The 22454-nt window shown below is 48.3% G+C and carries 22 protein-coding genes; 11 read left to right on the top strand and 11 right to left on the bottom strand.

Annotated features, from left to right (window positions below):
* Window positions 1-87: 87 nt before the first annotated feature.
* The 3 genes from plsY to WHS43_06720 are packed head-to-tail and all read left to right on the top strand — an operon-like array spanning window position 88 to window position 2883.
* Entirely contained in the window at window positions 88-672 is a 585-nt protein-coding gene (gene plsY, locus WHS43_06730) for a glycerol-3-phosphate 1-O-acyltransferase PlsY (GenBank protein ID MEJ5339333.1), read from the top strand.
* On the top strand, window positions 669-2087 hold the full coding sequence (locus WHS43_06725) for a glycosyltransferase family 39 protein (GenBank protein MEJ5339332.1): 1419 nt from the start codon (window positions 669-671) through the stop codon (window positions 2085-2087). Before plsY ends, WHS43_06725 begins: the two co-directional genes overlap by 4 nt.
* A gap of 4 nt (window positions 2088-2091) precedes the next feature.
* Complete coding sequence (locus WHS43_06720; GenBank protein ID MEJ5339331.1) at window positions 2092-2883, top strand: hypothetical protein; 792 nt, start codon at window positions 2092-2094, stop codon at window positions 2881-2883.
* On the opposite strand, the gene recG is transcribed toward WHS43_06720, so the two are convergent.
* Genes recG through WHS43_06705 form a run of 3 tightly spaced genes read right to left on the bottom strand, consistent with a single transcriptional unit; the run spans window position 2871 to window position 6522 of the window.
* Window positions 2871-5237, bottom strand: coding sequence for an ATP-dependent DNA helicase RecG (gene recG / locus WHS43_06715; protein ID MEJ5339330.1), 2367 nt, complete (start codon window positions 5235-5237; stop codon window positions 2871-2873). The genes WHS43_06720 and recG overlap by 13 nt on opposite strands.
* 1 nt (window position 5238) lies before the next feature.
* Window positions 5239-6066, bottom strand: a complete 828-nt coding sequence (locus WHS43_06710; protein MEJ5339329.1) for a DNA adenine methylase — start codon at window positions 6064-6066, stop codon at window positions 5239-5241.
* Window positions 6067-6081: 15 nt separating this feature from the next.
* On the bottom strand, window positions 6082-6522 hold the full coding sequence (locus WHS43_06705) for a nucleoside deaminase (GenBank protein MEJ5339328.1): 441 nt from the start codon (window positions 6520-6522) through the stop codon (window positions 6082-6084).
* A gap of 17 nt (window positions 6523-6539) precedes the next feature.
* On the opposite strand from WHS43_06705, the gene WHS43_06700 reads away from it, so the two are divergent.
* Both WHS43_06700 and WHS43_06695 read left to right on the top strand, forming a co-directional pair.
* Window positions 6540-6806: a thioredoxin family protein gene (locus WHS43_06700; GenBank protein ID MEJ5339327.1), complete on the top strand. Its 267-nt coding sequence runs from the start codon at window positions 6540-6542 to the stop codon at window positions 6804-6806.
* Window positions 6807-7205, top strand: coding sequence for an EVE domain-containing protein (locus WHS43_06695; GenBank protein ID MEJ5339326.1), 399 nt, complete (start codon window positions 6807-6809; stop codon window positions 7203-7205).
* Here WHS43_06695 and WHS43_06690 read toward each other — a convergent pair.
* Together WHS43_06690 and WHS43_06685 are read right to left on the bottom strand one after the other, a co-directional pair.
* Window positions 7188-7484 carry a hypothetical protein gene (locus WHS43_06690; protein MEJ5339325.1) on the bottom strand — a complete coding sequence of 99 codons (297 nt, stop codon included), beginning with the start codon at window positions 7482-7484 and terminating at the stop codon, window positions 7188-7190. The two genes, WHS43_06695 and WHS43_06690, sit on opposite strands and share 18 nt — an antisense overlap.
* Window positions 7444-9111, bottom strand: coding sequence for a cytochrome c biogenesis protein ResB (locus WHS43_06685; protein ID MEJ5339324.1), 1668 nt, complete (start codon window positions 9109-9111; stop codon window positions 7444-7446). The genes WHS43_06690 and WHS43_06685 overlap by 41 nt, the downstream gene beginning before the upstream one ends.
* A gap of 33 nt (window positions 9112-9144) precedes the next feature.
* On the opposite strand from WHS43_06685, the gene gcvPB reads away from it, so the two are divergent.
* Complete coding sequence (gene gcvPB / locus WHS43_06680) at window positions 9145-10581, top strand: aminomethyl-transferring glycine dehydrogenase subunit GcvPB (GenBank protein ID MEJ5339323.1); 1437 nt, start codon at window positions 9145-9147, stop codon at window positions 10579-10581.
* Here gcvPB and dnaN read toward each other — a convergent pair.
* On the bottom strand, window positions 10562-11647 hold the full coding sequence (gene dnaN, locus WHS43_06675; GenBank protein ID MEJ5339322.1) for a DNA polymerase III subunit beta: 1086 nt from the start codon (window positions 11645-11647) through the stop codon (window positions 10562-10564). The genes gcvPB and dnaN overlap by 20 nt on opposite strands.
* A gap of 36 nt (window positions 11648-11683) precedes the next feature.
* Here dnaN and WHS43_06670 point away from each other — a divergent pair, with 36 nt between their 5' ends.
* From WHS43_06670 to hisB, 5 genes are read left to right on the top strand one after another with little or no spacing between them, the layout of a single operon-like run.
* Window positions 11684-12583, top strand: coding sequence for a radical SAM protein (locus tag WHS43_06670; protein MEJ5339321.1), 900 nt, complete (start codon window positions 11684-11686; stop codon window positions 12581-12583).
* Window positions 12584-12607: 24 nt separating this feature from the next.
* Window positions 12608-13960 carry a tRNA uridine-5-carboxymethylaminomethyl(34) synthesis GTPase MnmE gene (gene mnmE / locus WHS43_06665; protein MEJ5339320.1) on the top strand — a complete coding sequence of 451 codons (1353 nt, stop codon included), beginning with the start codon at window positions 12608-12610 and terminating at the stop codon, window positions 13958-13960.
* Between the two features lie 15 nt (window positions 13961-13975).
* The gene (rho, locus tag WHS43_06660) at window positions 13976-15262 is read left to right on the top strand and encodes a transcription termination factor Rho (protein MEJ5339319.1); all 1287 of its coding nucleotides are present in this window, start codon (window positions 13976-13978) and stop codon (window positions 15260-15262) included.
* Window positions 15262-16302 (top strand): DNA polymerase III subunit delta, encoded by a 1041-nt coding sequence (gene holA / locus WHS43_06655; GenBank protein ID MEJ5339318.1) that lies wholly within the window; start codon window positions 15262-15264, stop codon window positions 16300-16302. Before rho ends, holA begins: the two co-directional genes overlap by 1 nt.
* Complete coding sequence (hisB, locus tag WHS43_06650) at window positions 16238-16816, top strand: imidazoleglycerol-phosphate dehydratase HisB (protein ID MEJ5339317.1); 579 nt, start codon at window positions 16238-16240, stop codon at window positions 16814-16816. The genes holA and hisB overlap by 65 nt, the downstream gene beginning before the upstream one ends.
* Here hisB and WHS43_06645 read toward each other — a convergent pair whose 3' ends face one another.
* The 5 genes from WHS43_06645 to argS are packed head-to-tail and all read right to left on the bottom strand — an operon-like array spanning window position 16817 to window position 22451.
* A complete protein-coding gene (locus WHS43_06645; GenBank protein MEJ5339316.1) occupies window positions 16817-17950 on the bottom strand; it encodes a tetratricopeptide repeat protein in 1134 nt (377 codons plus the stop codon).
* Complete coding sequence (locus tag WHS43_06640; GenBank protein ID MEJ5339315.1) at window positions 17947-18519, bottom strand: SPOR domain-containing protein; 573 nt, start codon at window positions 18517-18519, stop codon at window positions 17947-17949. Before WHS43_06640 ends, WHS43_06645 begins: the two co-directional genes overlap by 4 nt.
* Window positions 18520-18541: 22 nt before the next feature.
* Window positions 18542-19474 carry a UDP-glucuronic acid decarboxylase family protein gene (locus WHS43_06635; GenBank protein MEJ5339314.1) on the bottom strand — a complete coding sequence of 311 codons (933 nt, stop codon included), beginning with the start codon at window positions 19472-19474 and terminating at the stop codon, window positions 18542-18544.
* Complete coding sequence (locus WHS43_06630) at window positions 19471-20772, bottom strand: UDP-glucose/GDP-mannose dehydrogenase family protein (protein MEJ5339313.1); 1302 nt, start codon at window positions 20770-20772, stop codon at window positions 19471-19473. The genes WHS43_06635 and WHS43_06630 overlap by 4 nt, the downstream gene beginning before the upstream one ends.
* Before the next feature lie 23 nt (window positions 20773-20795).
* Window positions 20796-22451: an arginine--tRNA ligase gene (argS, locus tag WHS43_06625; GenBank protein MEJ5339312.1), complete on the bottom strand. Its 1656-nt coding sequence runs from the start codon at window positions 22449-22451 to the stop codon at window positions 20796-20798.
* Between the last annotated feature and the right edge of the window lie 3 nt (window positions 22452-22454).

Raw genomic sequence — 22454 nt, 5'->3', positions numbered from 1 at the left:
ATCTACATGGCGGTAATTTCTTACAATCTCCATAGGCTCTGGAGTGCAGGGATGCTATAACTTGCAACTTGCGTTATTATAATTCCCATGGACAGCGTTCTTCTTGTGCTCTTTGCCTACCTTTACGGTTCAGTGCTTTTTGGTGAACACATAGCAAAGGCAAAGGGCATTGACATAAGGTCTGTGGGCAGTGGGAACGTGGGTGCCACAAATGTGGGAAGAGCTCTCGGTAAGAAATATGCCCTCCTGGTGTTCCTTCTTGATTTTTCAAAGGGGCTGTTGCCCATGTTTCTCGCAAGGCTTTACTTCGGGCTCGAGAGCTGGACTGCCTTTTTTGTAGGGCTCGCCAGCCTTCTGGGACACATGTATCCTGTCTTCCATAACTTCAGAGGCGGTAAGGGGGTGGCTACAGCCTTCGGAACACTGACAGCCATATCTCCCTTCATAGCTATCGTTTCTTTAGCCTTCTGGGGTCTTATTTTCAGATGGAAGGGCATAGTTTCCCTGGCATCACTGAGTGCCTCTGCCCTTGCGGTGTTTCTCCTGCTATTTTCTGGTTATCCTCTCAGAATATTACTGATGGCGCTCCTCATGTTTTTCTTTGTGCTTTACAGACACAGGGAAAACCTCATAAGGCTTATGGAGGGCAGAGAACACAGCTTTAAGGCATGACCCTTGTTATTCTCTTTAACCTCTTTATGCTGCTGTTCAGAGTTATTTATGTGCTTTACTATCCCCTTGACCTGACGCCTGAAGAGGCTCAATACTGGGACTGGTCAAGAAGACCAGACCTGAGCTACTACTCAAAGCCGCCCATGGTGGCATACATGAATCTCCTTACAAGGGAACTTCTTGGAGTCTCCGAGCTTGCAGTTAGAATAACGCCCATAGTGCTTTCTTTTCTGCTTTCTATACTGACCTATCTATTTGTAAGAAGGGTTTTTGACCAAAGGTCTGCAATCATAGCCTCCACTCTGCCCCAGCTCACGGTGGGCTTTGCCATTAATTCCATACTGATGACCACGGATGCACCCCTTATCTTCTTCTGGTCTCTTACGGTGATGGTGCTTTTTTTTGCCTTTGAAAGAAACTCCACATGGCTCTGGCTATTTGCCGGCTTTCTGGGAGGGCTTACCTTTCTCAGTAAGTATCCGGCAGTTTTCTTACTACCATGCGCCCTTGTTTACGGTTTCCTGTTTAGAAGAGAGCTTCTGAAAGATTACAGACCCTATTTCAGCTTACTTCCTGCAATAGGTCTGAGCCTCCCAGTGCTTTACTGGAACTACAAGCATGATTTTGTCTCCTTCAGACATGTTTCCACACTTGCCAGCAAGTCTGCAGGGCTTTTTAACATTGACTCCTTTCTTGAGTTTATGGGCGGTCAGCTGGTTCTTCTATCTGTAATACCCTTCCTTCTTCTGCCCTATATCTGGCTGAAGGGTTTGGGGGACAGAAAGAAAGCCTTTTTTGTCCTCTTTTCTCTTCTTCCCTTTCTCTTCTTTGCTGGGCTTTCCCTTTTCAAGAAGGTTGAGGCAAACTGGTCTGGCTTTGCCTACTTTTCTGCCCTTGTGCTGGTTAGCACCTTTCTTTCAAGGAGCATGTTACTTGTCCCCGCATACCTTCTCAGCCTTTTGCTTTTTATCTTTCTACACTTTACTCCACTGCTTGACCGGATAGGGCTTGGGGGTATCCTTCCACCGCAGAGGGACCCTACAAAGATTGGCATTGGATGGTCTGAGCTTGGTAGGACTGTCTCTGAAATGAGAGAAAAGGGTGAAAAAATAGTTAGCCCACACTATCAGATAAGCGCAGAGCTTGCCTTCTATGTGGAGGGAAATCCCAGAACCTACTGCATAAACCTGGGAAGGAGGATGAACCAGTATGACCTGTGGGAGAAAGACTACGAGGGGGATGCCATATTTGTGGACTACAGACCCATAGATGAAAGGGTGCTCAGGGCAAGTGAGGGTATAATTGAGGAAAGGGAACTTCCCATATTCTGGAGAGGCAGGGAGATAAGGAGGTTTTACATATACAGGCTCAAAAATCTGAACAAGGTGGAGGAAGAGATGCCCGGGAGTTATTAGATTATTGCTTAGCCTTTATGTAGCTGGCTTTTTTCTCTACCACTGCCTGCCTGCCACCTATGTGGAGCATGTAAACTACTCTATAACCTCTCCTGCTCCCATCCCCTTCCAGAAGCAGTGTGCTTGTGCAGTCAACCCACGGAGCGTATACAACAGCCCCTTAGGTAACCCGGTTAAGCTTGAGGAGGAACTGAGCAAGAGAGGACTACACGCCTGCTATCTTGAAGATAAGGCAAGAGGCTACAGGGACATGGGGCTCTGGAAATGGCTTGCCTACTTTTCCTTTGAATACATACCGAAAAGGCTTTCCTTTCATGAGCCTTCAGACCCATACTCAGTCATGGAACAGATTCCATGCAGCCCCCTCGCCTCTGATATGCCAATCGTTATATCTCTCTGGAAGTTTGACATACCGAACTACAGTTTTACCCTGGGAAAGAGGAAAAACCTCTACTATTCAGGCCAGTGTGGTAGCTTTGAGGCTAAGAACCTCATACCCTTTGTAGGAAAAATGCCCCCACAGGTTTATGCCTACTCAAGCAGCGGCTTTTTCTTTCCCGGTGAGGGCTTCAGGGCTCCAGCAGTCCTCAGCGTCAGTTTTTTTGAAAGGAGGGTTCTTATCTTTCTCTTAAAGGACGGTGAGGTTTACAAGGTCTTTGACCAGAGGTCCATAAGGGAGTCAGTCGTAGAAAAGGGAAGCTACAGCCTGTATGCCTACACATACAGCTTCCACGTATGGAGGCTCTACTTTGGGCTCAGGTTTCTTCTCTGCACGCCTGCCTTTCAGGCAACGTAGAAAAGGTCCATTCTGTCTCCGTAGCGGTGGAGCAGAACCCTTTTGAGGTCTGTATGCCTTTCAAGGCGTGGGTCCCCTTCCAGTAGCCTTCTTGCATCCTCCCTGGCAAGCTCAAGTATGGCTCTGTCCTGAGCCCTCGCCAGATTTGCCACCATAAAGCCGAAGTATCCAGACTGGGATACGCCAAGAAGTTCACCGGGTCCACGGAGCCTGAGGTCTTCTTCAGCGATCTCAAAGCCATCGTTGGACCTCACAAGAACTCTCAACCTCCTCATGGCCTCCCTGTCTGTTTTTAGCTCATCGGGCACAAGGAGATAACAGAAGGCCTGCCTGTCCGACCTTCCCACTCTTCCTCTGAGCTGGTGTAGCTGGGACAGCCCAAAGCGTTGAGCAGACTCAACAACCATAAGGGTTGCCTCTGGCACATCCACGCCAACCTCCACCACTGTGGTGGAAACAAGCACATCACCCCCACTCCTGAACCTTTCCATCACCTCTTTCTTCTCCTCATCCCTGAGCCTGCCATGAAGCAGGAGCACCTCCCTGCCGGGCAGAAGCCCTTTCCATCTCTCATATTCTTTGACTGCAGACTTGAGCTCAAGGCTCTCCGACTCCTCTATAAGAGGGTATATAACATACACTTTGTTGCCCTTTGAAAGCTCATCCCTGACTGCCTGAAGGACTTTATTAAACTCTGAATCAAAAAGTAGTTTTGTTATCACAGGCCTTCTACCGGAAGGCATCTGGTCTATAACAGAAAGGTCAAGGTCTCCATAAAGAGAAAGGGCGAGAGTTCTTGGTATGGGCGTTGCACTCATCACCAGGCAGTGTGGGTAAAAGCCCTTTCCCTTCTCAAGAAGAAGCCTTCTCTGCATGACGCCAAAGCGGTGCTGTTCGTCCACAACAACAAGGGCAAGCCTGTGAAACTCCACACCTTCCTGAATGAGGGCATGGGTGCCTATTAGCACGCTTATGTTTCCCCTGCTTACATGATGGAGAAGGCTCCTTCTAACAGAAGCCCTTACAGAGCCAGTGAGAAGACCCACCTGAACACCCAGTGGTTCAAGGAACCTTTTAAAGTTTTCGTAGTGTTGACCTGCCAGTATTTCAGTGGGCACCATTATGGCACTCTGATAGCCCTCCTTTGCAAAGGTATAGGCAAGAGCCATGGCAACCAGCGTCTTTCCACTGCCCACATCGCCCTGCAGAAGCCTGTTCATGGGTTTTGAGCTTTTTATATCCTGAAGCATCTCCCCTATGACTCTCCTCTGTGCCTGGGTGGGTCTGAAGGGAAGAGACCTCAAAAACTCCTCTATGCTCTTTTCTGGATTTTTCAGGGCTATAGCCGGCAGGGCTTTAACCTGAGACCTTATAATGTATAGGGCAAGCTGGAAAAGAAAAAGCTCTTCGTAGATAAGCCTTTTCTGGAAAGGAGTGGAAAAGCTGTTTAGCTCCTCCTCAGAAAAGCCTACAGGCTTATGGAGAAGATACAGGCTCTCCCCTATGCGTGGAAGCCTTCTCTCCTCAAGTATCTTCTGCGGAAGATACTCAGGCATGAACTTTGCAGCCTCAGAAAGCCTTGAAAGCACGCTTCTGATTCTTTCGTGCCTCTTCTTTGCGGATATGCTCCTTAGCTCCCCATCAACCCTTATGTAGTAAAAGGGCAGAATTCTGCCAGAGTCTTCCTCCTTGAGAAACTCCGGGTGCACCATATACTTTTCACCACCAAACTCCTTGAGCCTCCCGTAAACCACAAGCTCCTGACCTCTTCTGAAGGAGTAAAGAGGTCTCTGGTCCTTGTAGCGGAATCTCAGATAGATTCTGTCGGTGCCATCCTCACAGAGCACCCAGGCTGGATATCTCTCCTTGGGGTCATATCCGGTGGAGAGGACTTTCAACTTCAGGGCTATCTTCTGTCCTGGCTTTGCGGTTTTTATGGTGTGTAGAAGCCTCCTGTCCTCATACCTCAGGGGTGCAAACCACAGAGCTGAGTATAGGTCTTTTATGCCAAGGGCTTTGAGAGTCCTCTTTTCCTTCTCCTCAAGGCTCTTTAGCTCCTCCAGAGGTTTGAAAAAGGCACTTATGGGCTTTTTTTCCACCTTTGAAAAGTCTACTTCCAGACTGGGGAGTGGATGCTTTAGCCTTTCCTCAAGGCTTCTGAGTATGGCTTTTTTCTTCTCAAGAGACAGACGGTCAAAATCCTTTAAGAGCTCAAGGTAAGAGGGCTCAAGGCTGTCTTTTAGGAGGTTAAAGAGATACATGCCCACACCTAAAGTCCTGCCAAGCCTTCTGTAATCTCCCTCTGAGAGCTCCCCTATCAGCTTTCTGGCCTTTTCAATTCTATCTGTGAGCATGTCAGTAGTTGGTTATAAGCAGGTCGGACTTTCTCCTTTTACGAAGGTCTCCCCTGCAATTTATAGCCCTGAATGCGTAAAGCTCCTTTATCCTGTAACCGCTGTATAGCCTTTTTATGAAGTCTGTGTTTGAATTGGTGAGCATAACATACACACCTTTCCTGTTAAGCTCTTTAAAAACTTCTGCAAGTTCTAAATGGTCTCTTTCTGTAAAGTCGTATCTGGTATATTTAGTGAAGGAAGAAACGTTGTCATAAGGGTAATAAGGCGGGTCAAGGTAAACAAAGTCTCCACTTTTTGCCAGAGCACAGACCTCCATAAAGTCGCTGTTTAGGATGATTACCTGTGAGGAATTAAAATATTCGCTGATAGCTCTCAAATTTTCTTCGTCCAGTATCTTGGGGTTTTCATAATAACCAAAGGGCACGTTGAACTCTCCCTTTGAATTTTCTCTGTAAAGGCCGTTATAACACGTTTTGTTAAGGTATATGAACCTGCTTGCCCTTTTCACAGGGTCAAGTTTCTTGGGGTCAAGGGACCTGATACGGTAATAGTATTCTGGACTGTTTACATGCCTGCTCAGGTCCTGTATAAGCTCGTCTACATTTTCCCTTATTACTCTGTAAGCGTTTATGAGCTCCTCGTTTATGTCGCTCACTACGGCTTTTTCTGGCATAAGCTCAAAGAAAAGAGCTCCACCTCCCAGAAAGGGCTCTATGTATGTCTGATAACTTTCTGGCAAGTGCTCTCTGAGAACTTTCACCAGCTGACGCTTACCTCCTGCCCATTTCACAAAGGGTCTGATCTTTAGCCTCTCACAGATATGCATGGCTGAATGCCAATATTATAGCCTTCTCTCCCTGAAAAACTCCTTCAGAAGCCTGCCTGCCTCCTCTACTGGCAGGTATTCCCACCTTACTCTATGGTTGAAAGCTGGCTCATCAAACAGCCCAAACCTGCTCATCACCGCACCATACCTTTCATCTGTAGCAAGAAATACCACCCTTTCCACCCTTGCGAGCACCATGGCATAGGCACACATGGGGCATGGCTCAAGACTAACATATACCTCACATCCATAAAGATACTTCTGCCCTTGGACTTTCATAGCCTCTCTCAGGGCAAGCATCTCTGCGTGAGCTGTGGGGTCTTTCAGCTCTTCTACTCTGTTGTGGGCTTTTGCTATTACTTTTCCATCCTTTGCCACCACACAGCCAACTGGCACCTCGCCCTTCCCGAAGGCCTCTCTGGCAAGCTCAAGGCATATTTGCACAAACTCCTGCACGGTATTAAATTTAAACTATGCTTACAGTAGCCCTTGCCCTCTGTCAGGTTCTGCTCTTTGAACAGCCCGGCTGTGCTTCCTGCAAGGCATCTTACAGGGAGCTGAGCAAGTATCCAAACCTGAAGGTGGAGGTATACGATATAACAAAAGACAGGGAGCTTGTGAGAACTTACGGAGTAATAGGCTCTCCAACTCTTATATTCGTAAAGAACGGTCAGGAGGTGGGCAGGGTCTTTGGCTACATGCCACCCATGATAAAATCCCTTGCGGAGAAGTGTTCCTGAATGTATTACCTTCTCAAAACTGAACCCTCTGAATACTCTTATGAGCACCTTCTCAGAGAAGGCAGGACCAGATGGGATGGCGTGAGAAATCCTCTTGCCCAGAAGCATATGAGCAGTATGAAAAAGGGTGATGCATGCTTTATATACCATACCGGAAACACAAGAGCCGTGGTGGGGTTTGCAAAGGTTATATGTGAAGCCTATAAAGACGGTGATGGTCTGTGGGTGGTGGATATAGAGCCTGCGGGCATGCTCAAAAATCCTGTGCCTCTGAGCCTTCTGAAAGCTGAGCCGGTCTTTAGAGATTCTCCGCTCATAAGAATGCCTAGGCTTTCTGTTATCCCTCTTACAGAGCTTCAGGCGCAGAGGATTATGGAACTTTCAGAGGGTCTGGAGTAGGCTTCCAGCCTGAACTATCTGGCTGTTGGGCACCACAAGGTCTGCACCCAGCTCCTTTGCCTTTCTACTCAGCTCTATGTTTTTGTGTCCGCAGTAGGCTATTACCTTTGCCCCAAGAGCCTTAAGCTCAGCCACTCTCTCCACTGGAAACTGTTCAAGGTTTATAAGGACTACCTCTTCACTATTGTATTCTGTGCCTGCCCTGACCTCATAACTGCTCAGGGAAGACCTTATCCTGCTAAGAAGTATTAGGTTCTTTTCCATGAGAAGCACTTTCATGTTTTAGCACCTCCAGAGACCTTATAAAGCTCTTTCTGAACTCTTCTTTGAATTTGTGAGACCAGAAGGCTACTTTCAGGGTGCTCCCCTCAAGCCTTGCCCAGACCTTTCTGTGAACGGTGTAAAAGGCAAGAAGCATTCCACCCACCACCATGATGGACCCAAACCATATTAGAGGTGTGCCGGGCTGACGGGAGACCTGAAGACCGCTGAAGAACTGAGGTTCAAAGTCCACGAGGAAAAAAACATAGGGGAAATCTGAAAGCTCTGAAAGCTGAGACTGGGCAAAGACTGTAAGTTCAGGCGAATAGACAACGGGAACATCGTAGGCCTTTCCATCCGTTAGAACCTTTACCACAAGGGCAGGCTTTAGCTCTCCCTGAAAGCCCTTCTGCTCATCCTCTATGTTGAGGGTTGACCTGTCTATGGAAAGGAGCATGTTTCTGAACTCGGAGACTTTTCCGGCTCTGAGTTCCACATCTCCCACAAAAGCCCTTTGCGGGTCTTTTGGAGCCAGCTTTTTGTCAAAGATGGCTATCTTCGCTCTTCCCGCTTCACCAGTTAGCCCGTAAGTAGCCTGAAATATCCTGTAGGTGCCAAAGTCAAAGGGGGAGTTTACCGCGGTCATGCCGCTCGCAACCGCTTTTCCATCCTGAATTATCCTTATGTCGCTCTCAAAGCTGGCTATAGCGTCCTTGAAGGGTGTTTCTCTGGTCTTTCCCTTCCTCTGAAACTCCTCTTCATAGCTTACAATCCTGAAGTCTTTTAGTTCTATCTGAAAGGGTAGCTTTATTGCTTTTTCCTTGGCGGGTATGATAAGAGTATCGCTTCTTGAGCCCTCAGGGATTATAACAGAACCCCTTATGCCCCATATGGCATCAATAAGAGCACCTGCCATTATGACAAGAAGGCCGATATGCACCACATAGACACCAAGACGCGCATACCTTCCCTTCTCCCCGTAGAAGTAAGTCCTCCCACCTTCCTCTTCCATGAATACCCTGAAGCCCATACTGCCAAGGAGGCGGGCAACCCTTTCCTTTGAAGGGTTTACTTCCACAGATATGGGCTTGAGGTGCCTTTCCATGTGTTCGTCAAGCTTCTGGAACCTCTCTTTTGTAAAGGTCTGAATCCATACCCTTGGAAGCCTCTTAAAGGAACAGGCTATGAGGTTTATTGCAAGAAGCACTATAAAACCAATGTAATACCAGGAACGAAACACATCGGTTATCCACAGCCTCCATAGCCAGTAGCCTATATCTGCACCAAATCGGTCAAGATAGAACTCTATGGGCTGGTTCTGTTGCACGTAGGTGGAGCCCAGCATGGAAAGAATGGCAAGCACCAGCATTATAAAGATGGCGAGCCTCAGGTCCGCAAGAAAGTCAAAGAGGAAAGACCACAGGCTCCTTTTCCTTGAATACTCTTCCCTCAGAAACTTATAAACGCCCACTGCATAAGAGAACAGGGCAAAGCTAAAAAGGGCAGAGGTGCCACCAAGGAGGGCAAAATAGAAAAGTCCTCTTTCCTCAAGATGGAAAAGCCCCACAATAACAGCGGCAGTAAAGAGAAGAAAGGAAACTACCAGAAATGCATAACCCCTGAAAGCATATCCTGCATCAGTCATAGCTAATAAAAATATAAGGTGTATAATTTCTGAATGCTAATCTTTGAGCTCTCTTCAAAGGGCACAAGAGGCTACCGCCTGCCGGTGCTCGATGTGGAAGAGGTTGACCTTAGAGAGTATCTGGGTGAACACTTCAGGGAGGAACTCAGGTTTCCTGAGGTCTCACAGTTGGATGTGGTAAGGCACTACACGAGACTTTCCCAGCTCAACTATGCCATAGACACCACCATGGTGCCCCTGGGCTCATGCACAATGAAACACAACCCAAGAATAAACGAGGAGCTTGCAGGTCTTGAGGGCTTTCTTAACCTGCACCCCATGACACCAGAGGAGCACGCCCAGGGAACTCTCAGGCTCATGTATGAGCTAAAGGAGCTTCTCAAGGAAATAGGAGGTTTTAAAGAAGTATCCCTCCAGCCCGCTGCGGGAGCTCAGGGGGAGCTTCTGGGGCTTTTGATGATACTCTCTTATCACAGAGACAGGGGAAACCTTCATAAAAGGAAGGTGCTGGTCCCCGACACATCCCATGGGACAAATCCAGCAACCGCAGCTCTGTGTGGTTTTGAGGTGATAACGGTAAGGAGCAACCAAGATGGAGAGCTTGACTGGGAGGACTTTCAAAAAAAGCTGAGCGATGACGTGGCATGCCTCATGATAACAAACCCCAACACGCTGGGTATATTTGAAAGAAGAATAAGAGATATGGCAGGGGCTCTTCATGAGAAGGATGCCCTTCTCTACATGGATGGTGCCAACATGAACGCCCTTGTGGGCATGGCAAGACCGGGAGATTGGGGTGTGGATGTAATGCACTTTAACCTCCACAAAACCTTCTCAACGCCACATGGTGGCGGAGGTCCGGGGGGTGGTGCGGTAGGGGTTTCAGAAAGGCTTGAGCCATATCTTCCCGTGCCACAGGTGGTTTTTGAAGATGGAGTATACAGGCTTGACTGGGAAAGACCAAAGAGCGTGGGAAAGCTACTTGCCTTCTACGGACATGTGGGGGTCTTTGTAAGGGCTCTGGCTTACATACTCTCTTACGGCTCTGAGATAGACCAGGTGGCAAAGTATGCGGTTCTGAACGCAAGGTATCTGAGAAGCTTACTTAAAGACCTTTTTGTTGACCCCTACGGGCATGTTCCCTGTATGCACGAGTTTGTGCTTTCTGCTCAGAACCTGTTGAAGTTGGACATAAAAGCCATGGACATTGCAAAGGCGCTTTTAGACAGGGGCTATTATGCACCCACCGTATACTTCCCCCTGACGGTGAGAGAAGCCCTCATGATAGAGCCAACGGAGACAGAAAGCCCCCAGACCCTTGAAGGCTTTGCCAGGGCAATGAGAGATATAGTAGAGACTGCCCTCAAAAATCCAGAGTATCTGAAGGCTTCGCCTACCAGAACTCCAGTAAGAAGGATAAAAGAGGCTGAGGCTAACAGAAAGCCAGTTCTCAGAGCCTCATGGGCATAACAACGCAGAGATAGGGGTCTTTCTCTGCGTCATCAGATTCTATTACCACTGCGCTGTCGGGGTCCACGATCTTTACCCAGACCCTTTCTGCGTCAAAGCTGTCAAGTGCTTCTATGAGATATTTGCCATTAAAGCCCACTTCCACAGGCTCACCGCCATAATCCACATCCACCTCATCCCTTCCCTCCCCATACTCGGGGTCAGAGATCTCAAGAAGGGCAAGATGGTCTGAGAAGTTTATCTTTACAGGAAAGGCAGAGGATTCTGCTATGGCGGAGAGCCTTTTTAGGCTCTCAAGAAAGTCCTCCCTTTTCAGGAGCACCTCATGGTTGAAGCTTCTTGGTATAACCGCCATGTAGTCTGGATACTCACCTTCCAGAAGCCTTACAGAAAGGCTCCAGTCCTCGCCTGTGAAGTGGGCAAAGGACTCATCCTTGCCAGAGTAAACAGGACCGATATAGTCCTTCATGAGCCCCTGAATTACCCTGAGGCTCTTTCTTGGTATTAGAAGTTCCACAGGAAAGGGGGAGTTTCTCCAGAAAAGGGCAAGCCTGTGCCCATCTGAACCCACAAAGTGAGTTTTCCCGTTCACCTCGTGAACATAAAGACCCTGGAGCGCATACCTGGCATCATCCTTTGATATGGCGTATTCCACCTTTTCTATCGCCCTCAAAAGGTCCATGGCAGGGAGTTCTGCAGAGGTTTCTGGCTGAGGAAACTCAGGGAAATCCTCCGGGTCAAGGGTTGTAAGCCTGAAAGTGCTCCTTCCTCCCCCTAAAACCAGCTTGTCCTCTTTCAGTTCAAGGGATACGGTAGCACCTGGAAGGCTCTTAACTATACCTGTGAGCTTGTCTGCGTTGACCGCAGTCCTTCCCTCCTCATCAATTTCAGCCCGGACTTGCAGGGAAAGGAAGTTTTCAAGGTCGGTTGCCTTCAGGCTCAAAGTCTCGTTTTCTGCACTCAGGAGGAAGTTGTTGAGTATGGGCAGGGCAGACTTCTTTTCTGTGGCGTTCTTCGCCTTCTGAAGAGCGGACAGAAACTCTCCCCTGTCAATTTTTAGTTTCATGGCTTATATTATAACTCAGTTGGCACCTCAAAAAACATGAAAAGAAAACATCCCTCATACCTGAATCTGAGTGAGGAGGAATGGAAGGAGCGTATAGGTAAGGCTCTTGAAATGCTCTCCCACTGCGAAGTATGCCCTCACATGTGCGGTGTAAACAGACTGGAAAATGAAACAGGATACTGCAAAACTGGTAGGTATGTGGTGGTGGCGGACTACTTCCCCCACAGGGGCGAGGAAAAGTCCATAAGAGGAAGGAGAGGCTCCGGAACCGTGTTCTTCTCCTACTGCAACATGAGATGCGTCTACTGTCAGAACTACACCATAAGCCATCTTGGAGAGGGGGAAGAGTTAAGGCCTGAAGAGCTTGCAGAGGTATTCCTCAGTTTGCAGAGGCTTGGTTGTCATAACATAAACCTGGTAAGTCCCTCCCATGTGGTGCCCCAGATACTGGAATCCCTCTACCTGGCGGTGAAGGGCGGGCTGAGAATTCCCATAGTCTACAACACATCCTCTTACGATAGCTTAGAGAGCCTGAAGCTCCTCCATGGCATAGTGGACATATACCTTGCAGACTTCAAGTATGCAGACGACCATGCAGGTAAAAAGTATTCAAAGGTGAGAGATTACCACACAGTAGCCCTCTCCGCCATAAGGGAAATGCACAGACAGGTAGGCGACCTTCAGCTAAACGCAGAAGGCATAGCCATAAAGGGCCTCCTGATAAGACATCTCCTTCTCCCAGGCAGCATAGCGGGAACACGGAAAATAATGGAAGAGCTGAGGGCAATCTCTCCGCGCATGGCTGTCAATGTGATGGAACAGTATATGCCCTACTATCAGGCTCACAAATACCCTGAGCTTTCAAGGAGAATAGACAGAAGGGAATACGAGGAAGCCCTTGAGTATGCAGAGGGCTTGACGCTGGTTATGGACTGAATATAGTTATTCCCTGAAACCTCCATGGTCAAGCAGAGAGAACCCATAGTGGCAATAGCTACACCCTTTGGTGAAAGTGCCATAGGAGCCATAAGGCTGTCGGGTCTGGGCGTGATGGAGAGGATAAGGGACCTGCTGGTTCTGAAAGGAAAGGTAAGGCCCAGGTATGCCCATCTGGTGAAGTTAAAGGATGCGGACTCAAGCGTGCTGGATGAGGGGATTCTCATATTCTACCCTTCACCAAGGAGCTACACGGGCGAGGATATGGTGGAGCTTTTCCTGCACGGAAACCCTCTCATTCTAAAGAGAGCCCTTGAGCTTTTCCTCTCAAGAGGTATAAGGCTTGCACAGCCCGGGGAGTTTACAAAAAGGGCATTTCTAAACGGAAAGCTGGACCTCCTTCAGGCTGAGGCGGTAGGGGACCTCATAGGTGCAAGGTCTGAACTTGCACTCAAATCTGCACAGAGACAGCTTCAGGGCGAGCTATCCTCGCTCATAAATTCTCTCAGGGAAAGACTACTTGAACTCCTCGCCTACATAGAGTCAGACATAGAGTTCTCCGAGGAGGATATACCCACGCTGAGCAGAGAGCAGGTCTTAGAGCTTCTTGAAAGTTTCATGAGAGACGTGGAGCTACTTCTCTCCACGGTAAAAACGGGAGAGTATCTCAGAAAGGGCATAAACCTTGCCATTGTAGGAAAACCCAACGTGGGAAAGTCCTCCCTTTTTAACGCCCTCCTTGGCAGAGAAAGGGCAATAGTCACCGAAATTCCAGGCACAACCAGGGACTTTCTTCAGGAAACGCTTACACTGAAGGGCGTGCCGGTAAACCTTATAGACACGGCAGGCATAAGATATACAGAAGACCCGGTGGAAAGGATAGGGGTAGAGAGAAGCCTGCAAAAGCTAAAGGAGGCACATATGGTGCTCTTCGTGGTGGACGCCAGCAATTGGCTGGAAGAAGAAGATATGGAGATATACTCCATGGTAAAAGGGCTGGAGCATATGGTGGTGGCAAACAAAGTGGACAGGGGTATTAAGCACAGTGTGCTGGAGACCTTTCCCGGGGCTATAAGGGTGAGCGCACTTTCCCATCACGGAATTGAGGAGCTGAAGGAAACAATATTACAGAAACTTGGCCTTCACATAAGCAACGGTCTACAGGTTTACATAACAGTCAGACACGAAAACCTCTTGAAAAAATCCCTGGAAGTGTTAAAATCATTAGTATACAGACTGAAGAGAAAAGACATATTTCCAGAGATAATCATGCTTGATTTGAGGGAAGCCCTTAGCTACTTGGAAGAAATTCTTGGGGTTATAAGCACTGAAGATGTGCTGGGAAGTATATTTTCAAGGTTCTGTATAGGAAAATAAAGGAGGTTTTTGAGTATGGAGCAGGTGCAGGAAAAGAAGGTCTATAATCTTGAAGAGCTTAAAAAGCTGTCCCTTCAGGAACTGCAGAAAATAGGCAGAGACCTTGAGCTTTCAAGGGTAACAGGGCTCAGGAAGGAAGAGCTCATAGAGAAAATACTCACAGTGCAGGCAAAAGAGGAAGGCCTGAACTTTGTAAAGGGCGTGCTTGAAATATTGCCAGAGAGTTACGGCTTCATAAGGAGCTCAGAGAACAACTACATGCCAAGCTATACGGATGTTTATGTGGCTCCCTCACAGATAAAAAGGTTTGGCCTGAGAACCGGGGACACCATAATAGGTTTTGCAAGACCACCTCAGGAGAAAGAAAAGTATCAGGCTCTTATAAAGATTGAGTCTGTCAATGGCCTTCCGCCAGACCCTGAAGTGCTCAGGGCAAGACCTCAGTTTGAAAAGCTCACCCCTTACCATCCAACAGAAAGGTTCAACCTTGAAACATCCCCAACAGAACTCTCTACCAGAGTCATAAGCCTCATTGCCCCCATAGGCAAGGGGCAGAGGGGTATGATAGTGGCACCGCCAAAGGCGGGTAAAACCGTCCTTCTTCAGAAGGTGGCAAAGGCCCTCATAGAAAACCACCCTGAGGTGCACCTCATCATTCTTCTCATTGACGAAAGGCCAGAAGAAGTCACAGAGATGCGGAGGATAGTGGGAGAGGGTGCGGAGGTGGTTGCATCCACCTTTGACGAGCCTCCAGAGAGACACATGCAGGTGGCAGAGCTTGTGGTAGAAAAGGCAAAAAGGCTCGTGGAGCTCAAGCAGGATGTGGTCATACTCCTTGACTCTATGACGCGTTTTGGAAGGGCTTCCAACGCGGTGACTCCCCCAACAGGAAGGGTGCTCACCGGCGGTATAGAGGCCACAGCCCTTCAGAGACCCAAGAAGTTTTTTGGTGCCGCAAGGAACATAGAGGAGGGCGGGTCACTGACCATAATAGCCACCGCTCTGATAGAGACGGGGTCAAAGATGGATGATGTTATATACGAGGAGTTCAAAGGCACTGGCAACATGGAAATACACCTGGACAGAAGGCTCATGGAAAGGAGGATATTCCCAGCCATAAACATAGAAAAGTCTGGAACAAGAAAAGAGGAGCTTCTTCTGGAAGACTGGGAGCTCCAGAGGATATGGGTTCTGAGAAAGTTCCTTGCCACCATGGACCCCATAGAAGCCATGGAGTTTCTCCTTGACAAGCTCAAGAAATTCAAGACTAACAAAGACTTCCTCAAGGCAATGCACAGCTGATGAACTTGCTTGAATATCAGAAGGGGCTTGAAAAGAGGCAGATAAAGGCAGTAAACCTCATACATGGCGAAGAAGAGTATGTTGTAAAGACATTTCTTGACAGGCTCAGAGAGCTAATGCCCACAAGAATCCTGTGGGGGGATGAACTTACCCCTCAGGACCTTGTCCGCGCCGTAAGCACCTCTGGTATGTTTACGGGTGAGGAGGCCCTGTTCCTTTACAGAGCTGAGGAGCTTTTCAAGAGCATTAAGGACTACAGGACTTTTATATCTTACCTTGAGAGGGTAAGGGGTAAGAAGGTCTTTTTCTACGTGGGCTATAAACTCACGGAGAAGGACCTTCAGAAGGAGCCCTTCCTGAGCCTGTCAAAGCTAGGTGATGTTTTGTATGCAGGCAAGCTAGACAGAAGAAGGGTAAGGGAGCTCGTGAAAAACAAACTGCTGAGGGAAGGAATAGGTATAGAGGAGGAGGCCCTCGAATACCTTCTGGATGCAACCTCCTATCAGCTTATGACCCTGAAGGGCGAAACTGACAAGCTTATACTCTATGGGAAAAAACACATAACCCTTGAGGATGTTAAAGCTATAGTGCTGGCAGACTGGGAGATGGGCATATTTGACTTTGTTGACGCCGTATTTTTCAAGGATTACGAAAAAGCCCTTAACTCCCTTACCTCAATCCTGAGATCTGGAACCCACCCCCTCCAGATACTTACTCTTCTTGTCAACTACACCATAAAGCTCTACACTGCAAAGGTCCTGGTTGAAGGTGGACAGGATTTAGAAAAAGCCCTCTCTGAGGTAGATGTCAGGCACAGGTTTCAGGTTATGAACTTCAAAAAATACATTGCTGAAAATTCCTCTGAAGAGCTCCGCTCACTACTCAGAAGGCTTTACCTTCTTGACATGGGCATAAAAGTTTACTACGCGGACCCAGCACAGGCGCTGAGGGAATTTGTGATAGAATACATACTACATGAGGAAGGCCCATATTACCCGGCAGACACGGGAGACCAGAATAGAGCTGACTCTGAACCTTGACGGCTCTGGAAACTACAGGGTAGAGACGCCAATCGGCTTCCTCACTCACATGGTGGAAACCTTAGCAAGACACGGAAGGTTTGACATAGAGCTTTATGCCGAGGGCGATGTGCATGTTTCACACCATCATACAGTTGAAGACGCCGGCATTGTCCTGGGTATGGCTTTTCTGCAGGCACTTGGAGATAAGAGGGGTATAAACCGCTACGGATATGCCATAGTTCCTATGGATGAAGCCCTTGCCCTTGCAAGCATAGATATCTCCGGAAGACCTCTCTTTTTCTACGAGGATATGAACCTGAGGGGGAAGATAACTGATTTTGACTTTGAGCTCATATGGGAGTTTTTTAAAGGTTTCGCCCTGGAGAGCAAGAGCACCATCCATATAAGGGTCCTGGCTGGAAAGATACTCCACCATGTGGCGGAGGCGTGCTTTAAAGCACTTGCGCTGAGCCTGAGGCAGGCTGTCAGCCTTACTGGCAGTGGAATACCATCAACCAAGGAAAGCCTTTAACTATTCATAAACTATGAAGCCATAAAGGTTCAGACTCTGAAGTCTCTCAAGTTCTTTGAGGGCCTCCTCCCTGCTTTCAAACCTGCCATAAAAAACCTTGAATACACCCGTGCTTTCTACAATCACCACATCCTTGAGGTTTAGCTCCCTCTCAAGCCTGTCTCTCCACGTTTTTGCAGCATTGACCGAAGAAAAGGCTCCAATCTGTATTCTGTAGAATTTTCCAGTTTTCTGGGTGGACTCAGTCTCCTGAGGTTTTGGATGTGTGCCAGTCCTGTCTCTGGAAGGGGCAGGAGGTTCTGATGGCTGAGGTGGATGTGTGAGCCTTAGCTGTGTGTCACTTCTTTCCTGAATTCCTGGCATGTTCTGTCTGCCTTGCTCGGCTATGAGGACGAGACTGAGAAGTTCATATGCCCGGGACTTGAGCTGGGATGTAGTCTGCCTGTCTTCAATAACCCTTCTCACGTAATCCTTTGCAGAAGAGTAGTTCCCAAGTCTGTATTCGGCTCCCGCCATGCTCAGGTATATGGATGGGTTCCCCATTCCATTGTTTATCAGACGCTGATAAACATCTCTTGCAGAGCTGTAATCTCCCTCTCCTTCATAAAACTGTGCAAGCTCGAGCTGTGCATCAAGGAACATGGGATTGTAAGCAACAGCCTTGCGCAGGTTAACAAGATAATCTTCACGCCTTTCTGTGGCCTGATAGACCTTTGCCAGAGAATAAAAGGCCATGTGCTTCTGGGGAAAGGCTTCATCCTCTATGACTTCTCTGAGAGCTTTCAGAGCCCTTTCGTAGTCCTTCTGTCTGTAATAAAGCACTCCAAGATTTAGCCTTGCCTCCGTATAAGTCTTATCTACCTGAAGCGCTCTCAAAAAGGCGTTCTCCGCCTTCTGGTATTCCTGCACCTCCATGTAGGCAAGACCAAGGGCATTCCAGACCTTTGACTCTGTGGGTGCAAGCTGTGAAGCTCTGAAGAAGTTGGCTATTGCCTCCGAGTAATTTTTGGCAATGTAGGAAGACATGCCGAGGTCATAAAAATACTGCCACTGGCCTTTAGTGCTTTCTTCCTGCCTTGCGGCACAGGAAAAAAGGGAGAAGATAAACATAAGCAGGAGAAATACCCTTATCATTTTAGTATTGCACTGCCAAAGACTGACCTCAGCTTCCTCAATTCATCTTCTATGTTCTCCGTGCGGACTGAAAGCCTGACTTTGTAAAAATTGTCTTCTTCAACTATGTTTACCCTGTATCCCATCTTTTTTGCCTTTTCAGCCACCCTTTCTGCACCCTCCCTACCTTTAAAAGCACCTAGCTGAACCGTATAAGTTTTAGGCTTCGTGGTTGGAGATTCCCTCCTCTCAGAAGTCTTAGGCTCAGCCTTGTTCTCAGCAGGCTTCACCGTATTTCTTTCCTCCCTTATCTTCTGAGCTATAACATCCTGCTCTTTGCCTTTTGGGGGTTGTTTCCCCTCGGATTTTTGCTGAGATGTTTCCTGCTTTGCTTCCTTAGCTACAGGCGGCACTTCTTCCTTTTGAGGAACAGGTTTAGCAGTCTCCTTTTCTTGGGGCAATGGTTTAACAACCAGAGGTGGTGGTTGAACCTGTTCTTCTTTAGTCTTTAGCCACTCGTTCAGACCAAGGTAAAAAAACACAAGGGCAACAAGTATTCCAAGAAGGATTATAAACCTTTCCCTTTTCACATTTACCCTCCTTTAGAAATAATTATAATCTCATAAACCAGCTCACAGTCTTTTTCAGACCATCTTCAAGCTGGGTCCTGGGAGACCATCCCAACAGGCTCTCCGCCTTGCGCGTATCGGGACACCTCCTTGGTGGGTCATCGGGTCTGGGCGGGAGAAATTCAATCTCTGAGGTAGAACCTGACAGCTCAACGATTTTTCTGGCAAGCTCAAGAATAGAAACCTCCTCGGGCTTTCCCAGATTTACCACTTCCCCTGCAAGACCTTCCACGGTAGAAAGTCTGAAAAGACCTTCTACAAGGTCATCTATGTAGCAGAAGCTCCTTGTCTGCGAGCCGTCTCCATACACTGGCAGGGGTTCACCTTTGAGAGCCTTTTCTATGAAGGTGGGTATTACCCTCCCATCTTTCCTTCTCATCCTTGGACCGTAGGTGTTGAAGATTCTGGCAATTCTCACATCAAGCCCGTGCTCCCGATGGTATGCCATACACAGGGCTTCGGAAAACCTTTTGGCTTCGTCGTATACGCTTCTTGGTCCTACCGGGTTTACATAGCCCCAGTAATCTTCCGGCTGAGGATGGACCTGAGCAGAACCATAGACTTCGGAGGAAGAGGCAAAAACATAGCGTGACTTCTTCAACTTTGCAAGACCGAGGGTGTTCAGGGTGCCCAGAGAGTCCACCTTCATGGTGTGTATGGGATGGTTCATGTAGTCCACAGGTGAAGCGGGGCACGCCAGATGAACAACAAGGTCAACCGAACCCTCCACATACAGGTAGTTGACCACGTTGTAGTGGATAAAGTGGAAATTTCTGTTCTCAAAAAGGTGGGCTATGTTGTCGGGAGAACCCGTCAGAAAGTTGTCCATGCCTATCACGAAAAAGCCTTCCCTCAGAAACCTCTCCGCAAGGTGCGAGCCTATAAAGCCCGCAACGCCGGTTATCAGAACCCTCATCTTCCCGTGGGGTAGTATTCAAAGCCCAGGGCTCTGACCTCCTGGGGTTCGTAGATGTTCCTGCCGTCCACTATGATGGGAAGCTCCATGAGCTCCTTTACCCTTCTGAGGTCAGCCCTTACGAACTCCTCCCACTCGGTAAGGATAAGAAGCGCGCTCGCACCCTCCACCGCAGAATACATGTCTTCTGCATAGCTTATCTGCCCACCCTCTGGAAACAGAAGCCTGAAATTTTGAATGGCCTTTGGGTCGTATAGGCTTAGCCTTGCACCCTCTCTGAGGAGCATTTCCACTATCCTTATAGAGGGTGCTTCTCTTATGTCGTCGGTGTTGGGCTTGAAAGAAAGTCCCCACACAGCAAGCCTTTTGCCCCTGACGCTCCAGAGGACGCCCTTGACCTTTTCCACGAACCTTACGGGTCTTTCCTGATTGACCCTTTCCACTTCCCTCAAAAGCCCAAAGTCAAGCCCGTAATCCTGTGCCATCCTGATGAAAGCCTTCACATCCTTTGGAAAACATGAACCCCCGTAGCCTATGCCTGCGTTGAGAAAGGCTCTGCCTATCCTCCTGTCGTAGCCCATACCGTCTGCCACCAGCTTTACATCCGCACCCGCCCTCTCGCACAGGTCGGCGACCATGTTTATAAAGGATATCTTCATAGCCAGAAAGGAGTTGCTGGCATGCTTTATAAGCTCTGCGGTTGATGGGTCTGTGTAGATGATGGGACAATCAAATTCCTTGTAGAGTTCTTCAAAGACCTTCTTTGCCCTTTCGCTCTCCACTCCTACCACTATGCGGTCGGGCTTTAAAAAGTCCTCCACCGCAGAGCCCTCTCTGAGAAACTCGGGGTTTGACGCCACGTCGTAGGGAATGCCCGGGTCTCTCAAATACCTCTGGACGGTCTTTTTTATGAGCGTGTGGGTGTTTATGGGAACGGTGGACTTCTCTATGAGGAGCTTGTAAGAGGTCATGAGCTTTGCAGTCTCACGGGCAACCTCCTCCACCTGAGAGAGGTCCGCAGAGCCGTCTGGCTTTTGAGGCGTGCCAACGCATATGAATATGACTTGGGAAAACTCCAGGCCCTCCCTCAGCTCCGTGGTAAAGGCTATCCTTCCCGCCTTCAGGTTCTCCTGAAGAAGCTCCTCAAGACCGGGCTCGTAGATGGGGCATTTGCCGGCACTTAAAAGCACCACCTTCTGCGGAACCTTCTCCACCACCATTACCTCGTGCCCAAGGTGGGCAAAGCAAACCCCCGTGGTAAGCCCTACGTATCCTCCTCCAACTACAGTCAGCTTCATGGCTTATATTTTAAGGCACCTCTTCACATCTTCTCAGGAGCGGACACACCAAGCAGGTCAAGGGCGGTCTTCAGAGTAACCTCTACTCCCTTAAAGAGGGCAAGCCTTGAGAACATCAAATTCCTGTCTTCTACCATTACCCTGTTGTGGTTGTAGTAGTGGTGAAAGTCCTTTGAAAGCTCCAGCAGTGAATAGGTGATAAGGTGTGGGGAAAGGGTCTGGGCTACTGCCTCAAAGGTATCCTTCATGTAGAGGCACCTCTTGATAAGCCTGAGGTCTTCCTCAGAGCTCAGCCTCTGCACATGGGGAGTAAGCTCCTCACCGTCCGGGTCTATTCCATACCTTTCCCTAACCTCCCTGAAGACTCCCCTGATTCTTGCGTGGGCATACTGCACGTAAAAGACGGGGTTTTCTGTGGTGTTTTTCTTTGCCAGGTCTATGTCAAAATCAAGGGGTGTATCGCCTGTCTTTGTGAGGAATATGAACCTTACCGCATCCTTTCCCACCTCTTCAAGAAGCTCCTGAAGTGTTATAAACTCCCCAGTTCTCTTGGACATCCTCACCTCCTGCCCTCCGCTCATAAGCCTTACCATCTGCACAAACTCCACCCATAGCCAGTCCTCTGGAACTCCAAGGGCTTTCAGAGCCCCCATAAGTCTTTTCTCATATCCATGGTGGTCCGCACCCCAGAGGTTTATCACCCTTTCAAAGCCTCTCTGAAACTTATGGTAATGGTAGGCTATGTCGGAGGCAAAGTAGGTGTATGAACCGTCAGACTTTCTCAGAACTCTATCCTTGTCATCCCCAAAGGCTGTGCTCTTAAACCAGAGAGCCCCTTCCTGCTTGTAGGTATAGCCCTTCTCCACAAGCAGGTTTATTACCTCCTCAAGAAGACCAGTTTTGTGCAGGCTTCTTTCACTGAACCACACATCAAAACTCACACCAAGAAGGTCAAGGGTATCTTTTATATCCTCAAGGAGTCTTCTATGGGCGTATTCTCTTGTAATGTCTATTGCCCTTTCCCTTTCTATTCCAAGCAAATCTTCTCCATAAAAGGCCTTGAGGTCCTTTGCAAGTTTTGTAATATACCTGCCCCTGTAACCTTCCTTTTCAAAGGTCTCTCTAAGCTGTGGGTCCTCCTTTCCAAAAAGCTCGTAGTATCGGTAAAGCACAGAAAGCCCCAGCATGTAGACCTGATTGCCTGCGTCGTTTATGTAGTATTCGCGCACTACCCTGTGCCCCAGCCTCTTGAGGACCCTTGATAGCACATCTCCCACCACCGCACCCCTTCCGTGTCCCACGTGAAGAGGGCCTGTAGGATTTGCACTGACAAACTCCACCTGAAGAAAGATTGGTTTCTCTACAGGAGGAAAGAAGTAGTTACCTCCATCTCTCAGAAGCTTTGAAAATTCTGCCTTCAAGAACTCAGGCTTAAGGCGGAAGTTTATAAAACCTCTTACCGCCTCTGCGGTAAAATCTTTTGCCGGCAAGACGCTGACAAGCTCCTGAGCTATCTGTGCAGGGCTTTTCCTGAGCTCTCTCGCCAGTAGAAAGGCTATGTTTGTAGCATAATCTCCATGCTCCCTTTCTCTGGGTGGTTCAAGGTTACAGTGGTTTATTTCAAGAGAATAAAGACTATTTATGCTCTCCCTGAGGGCTTTTTTTAGGATTTCCTTCATACA

Source organism: Aquificaceae bacterium, from assembly GCA_037481935.1.
Taxonomy (GTDB): domain Bacteria; phylum Aquificota; class Aquificia; order Aquificales; family Aquificaceae; genus Pampinifervens.
Note: the sequence above shows the minus strand (reverse complement) of the source record. Positions and strands in the feature narration are given on the sequence as shown.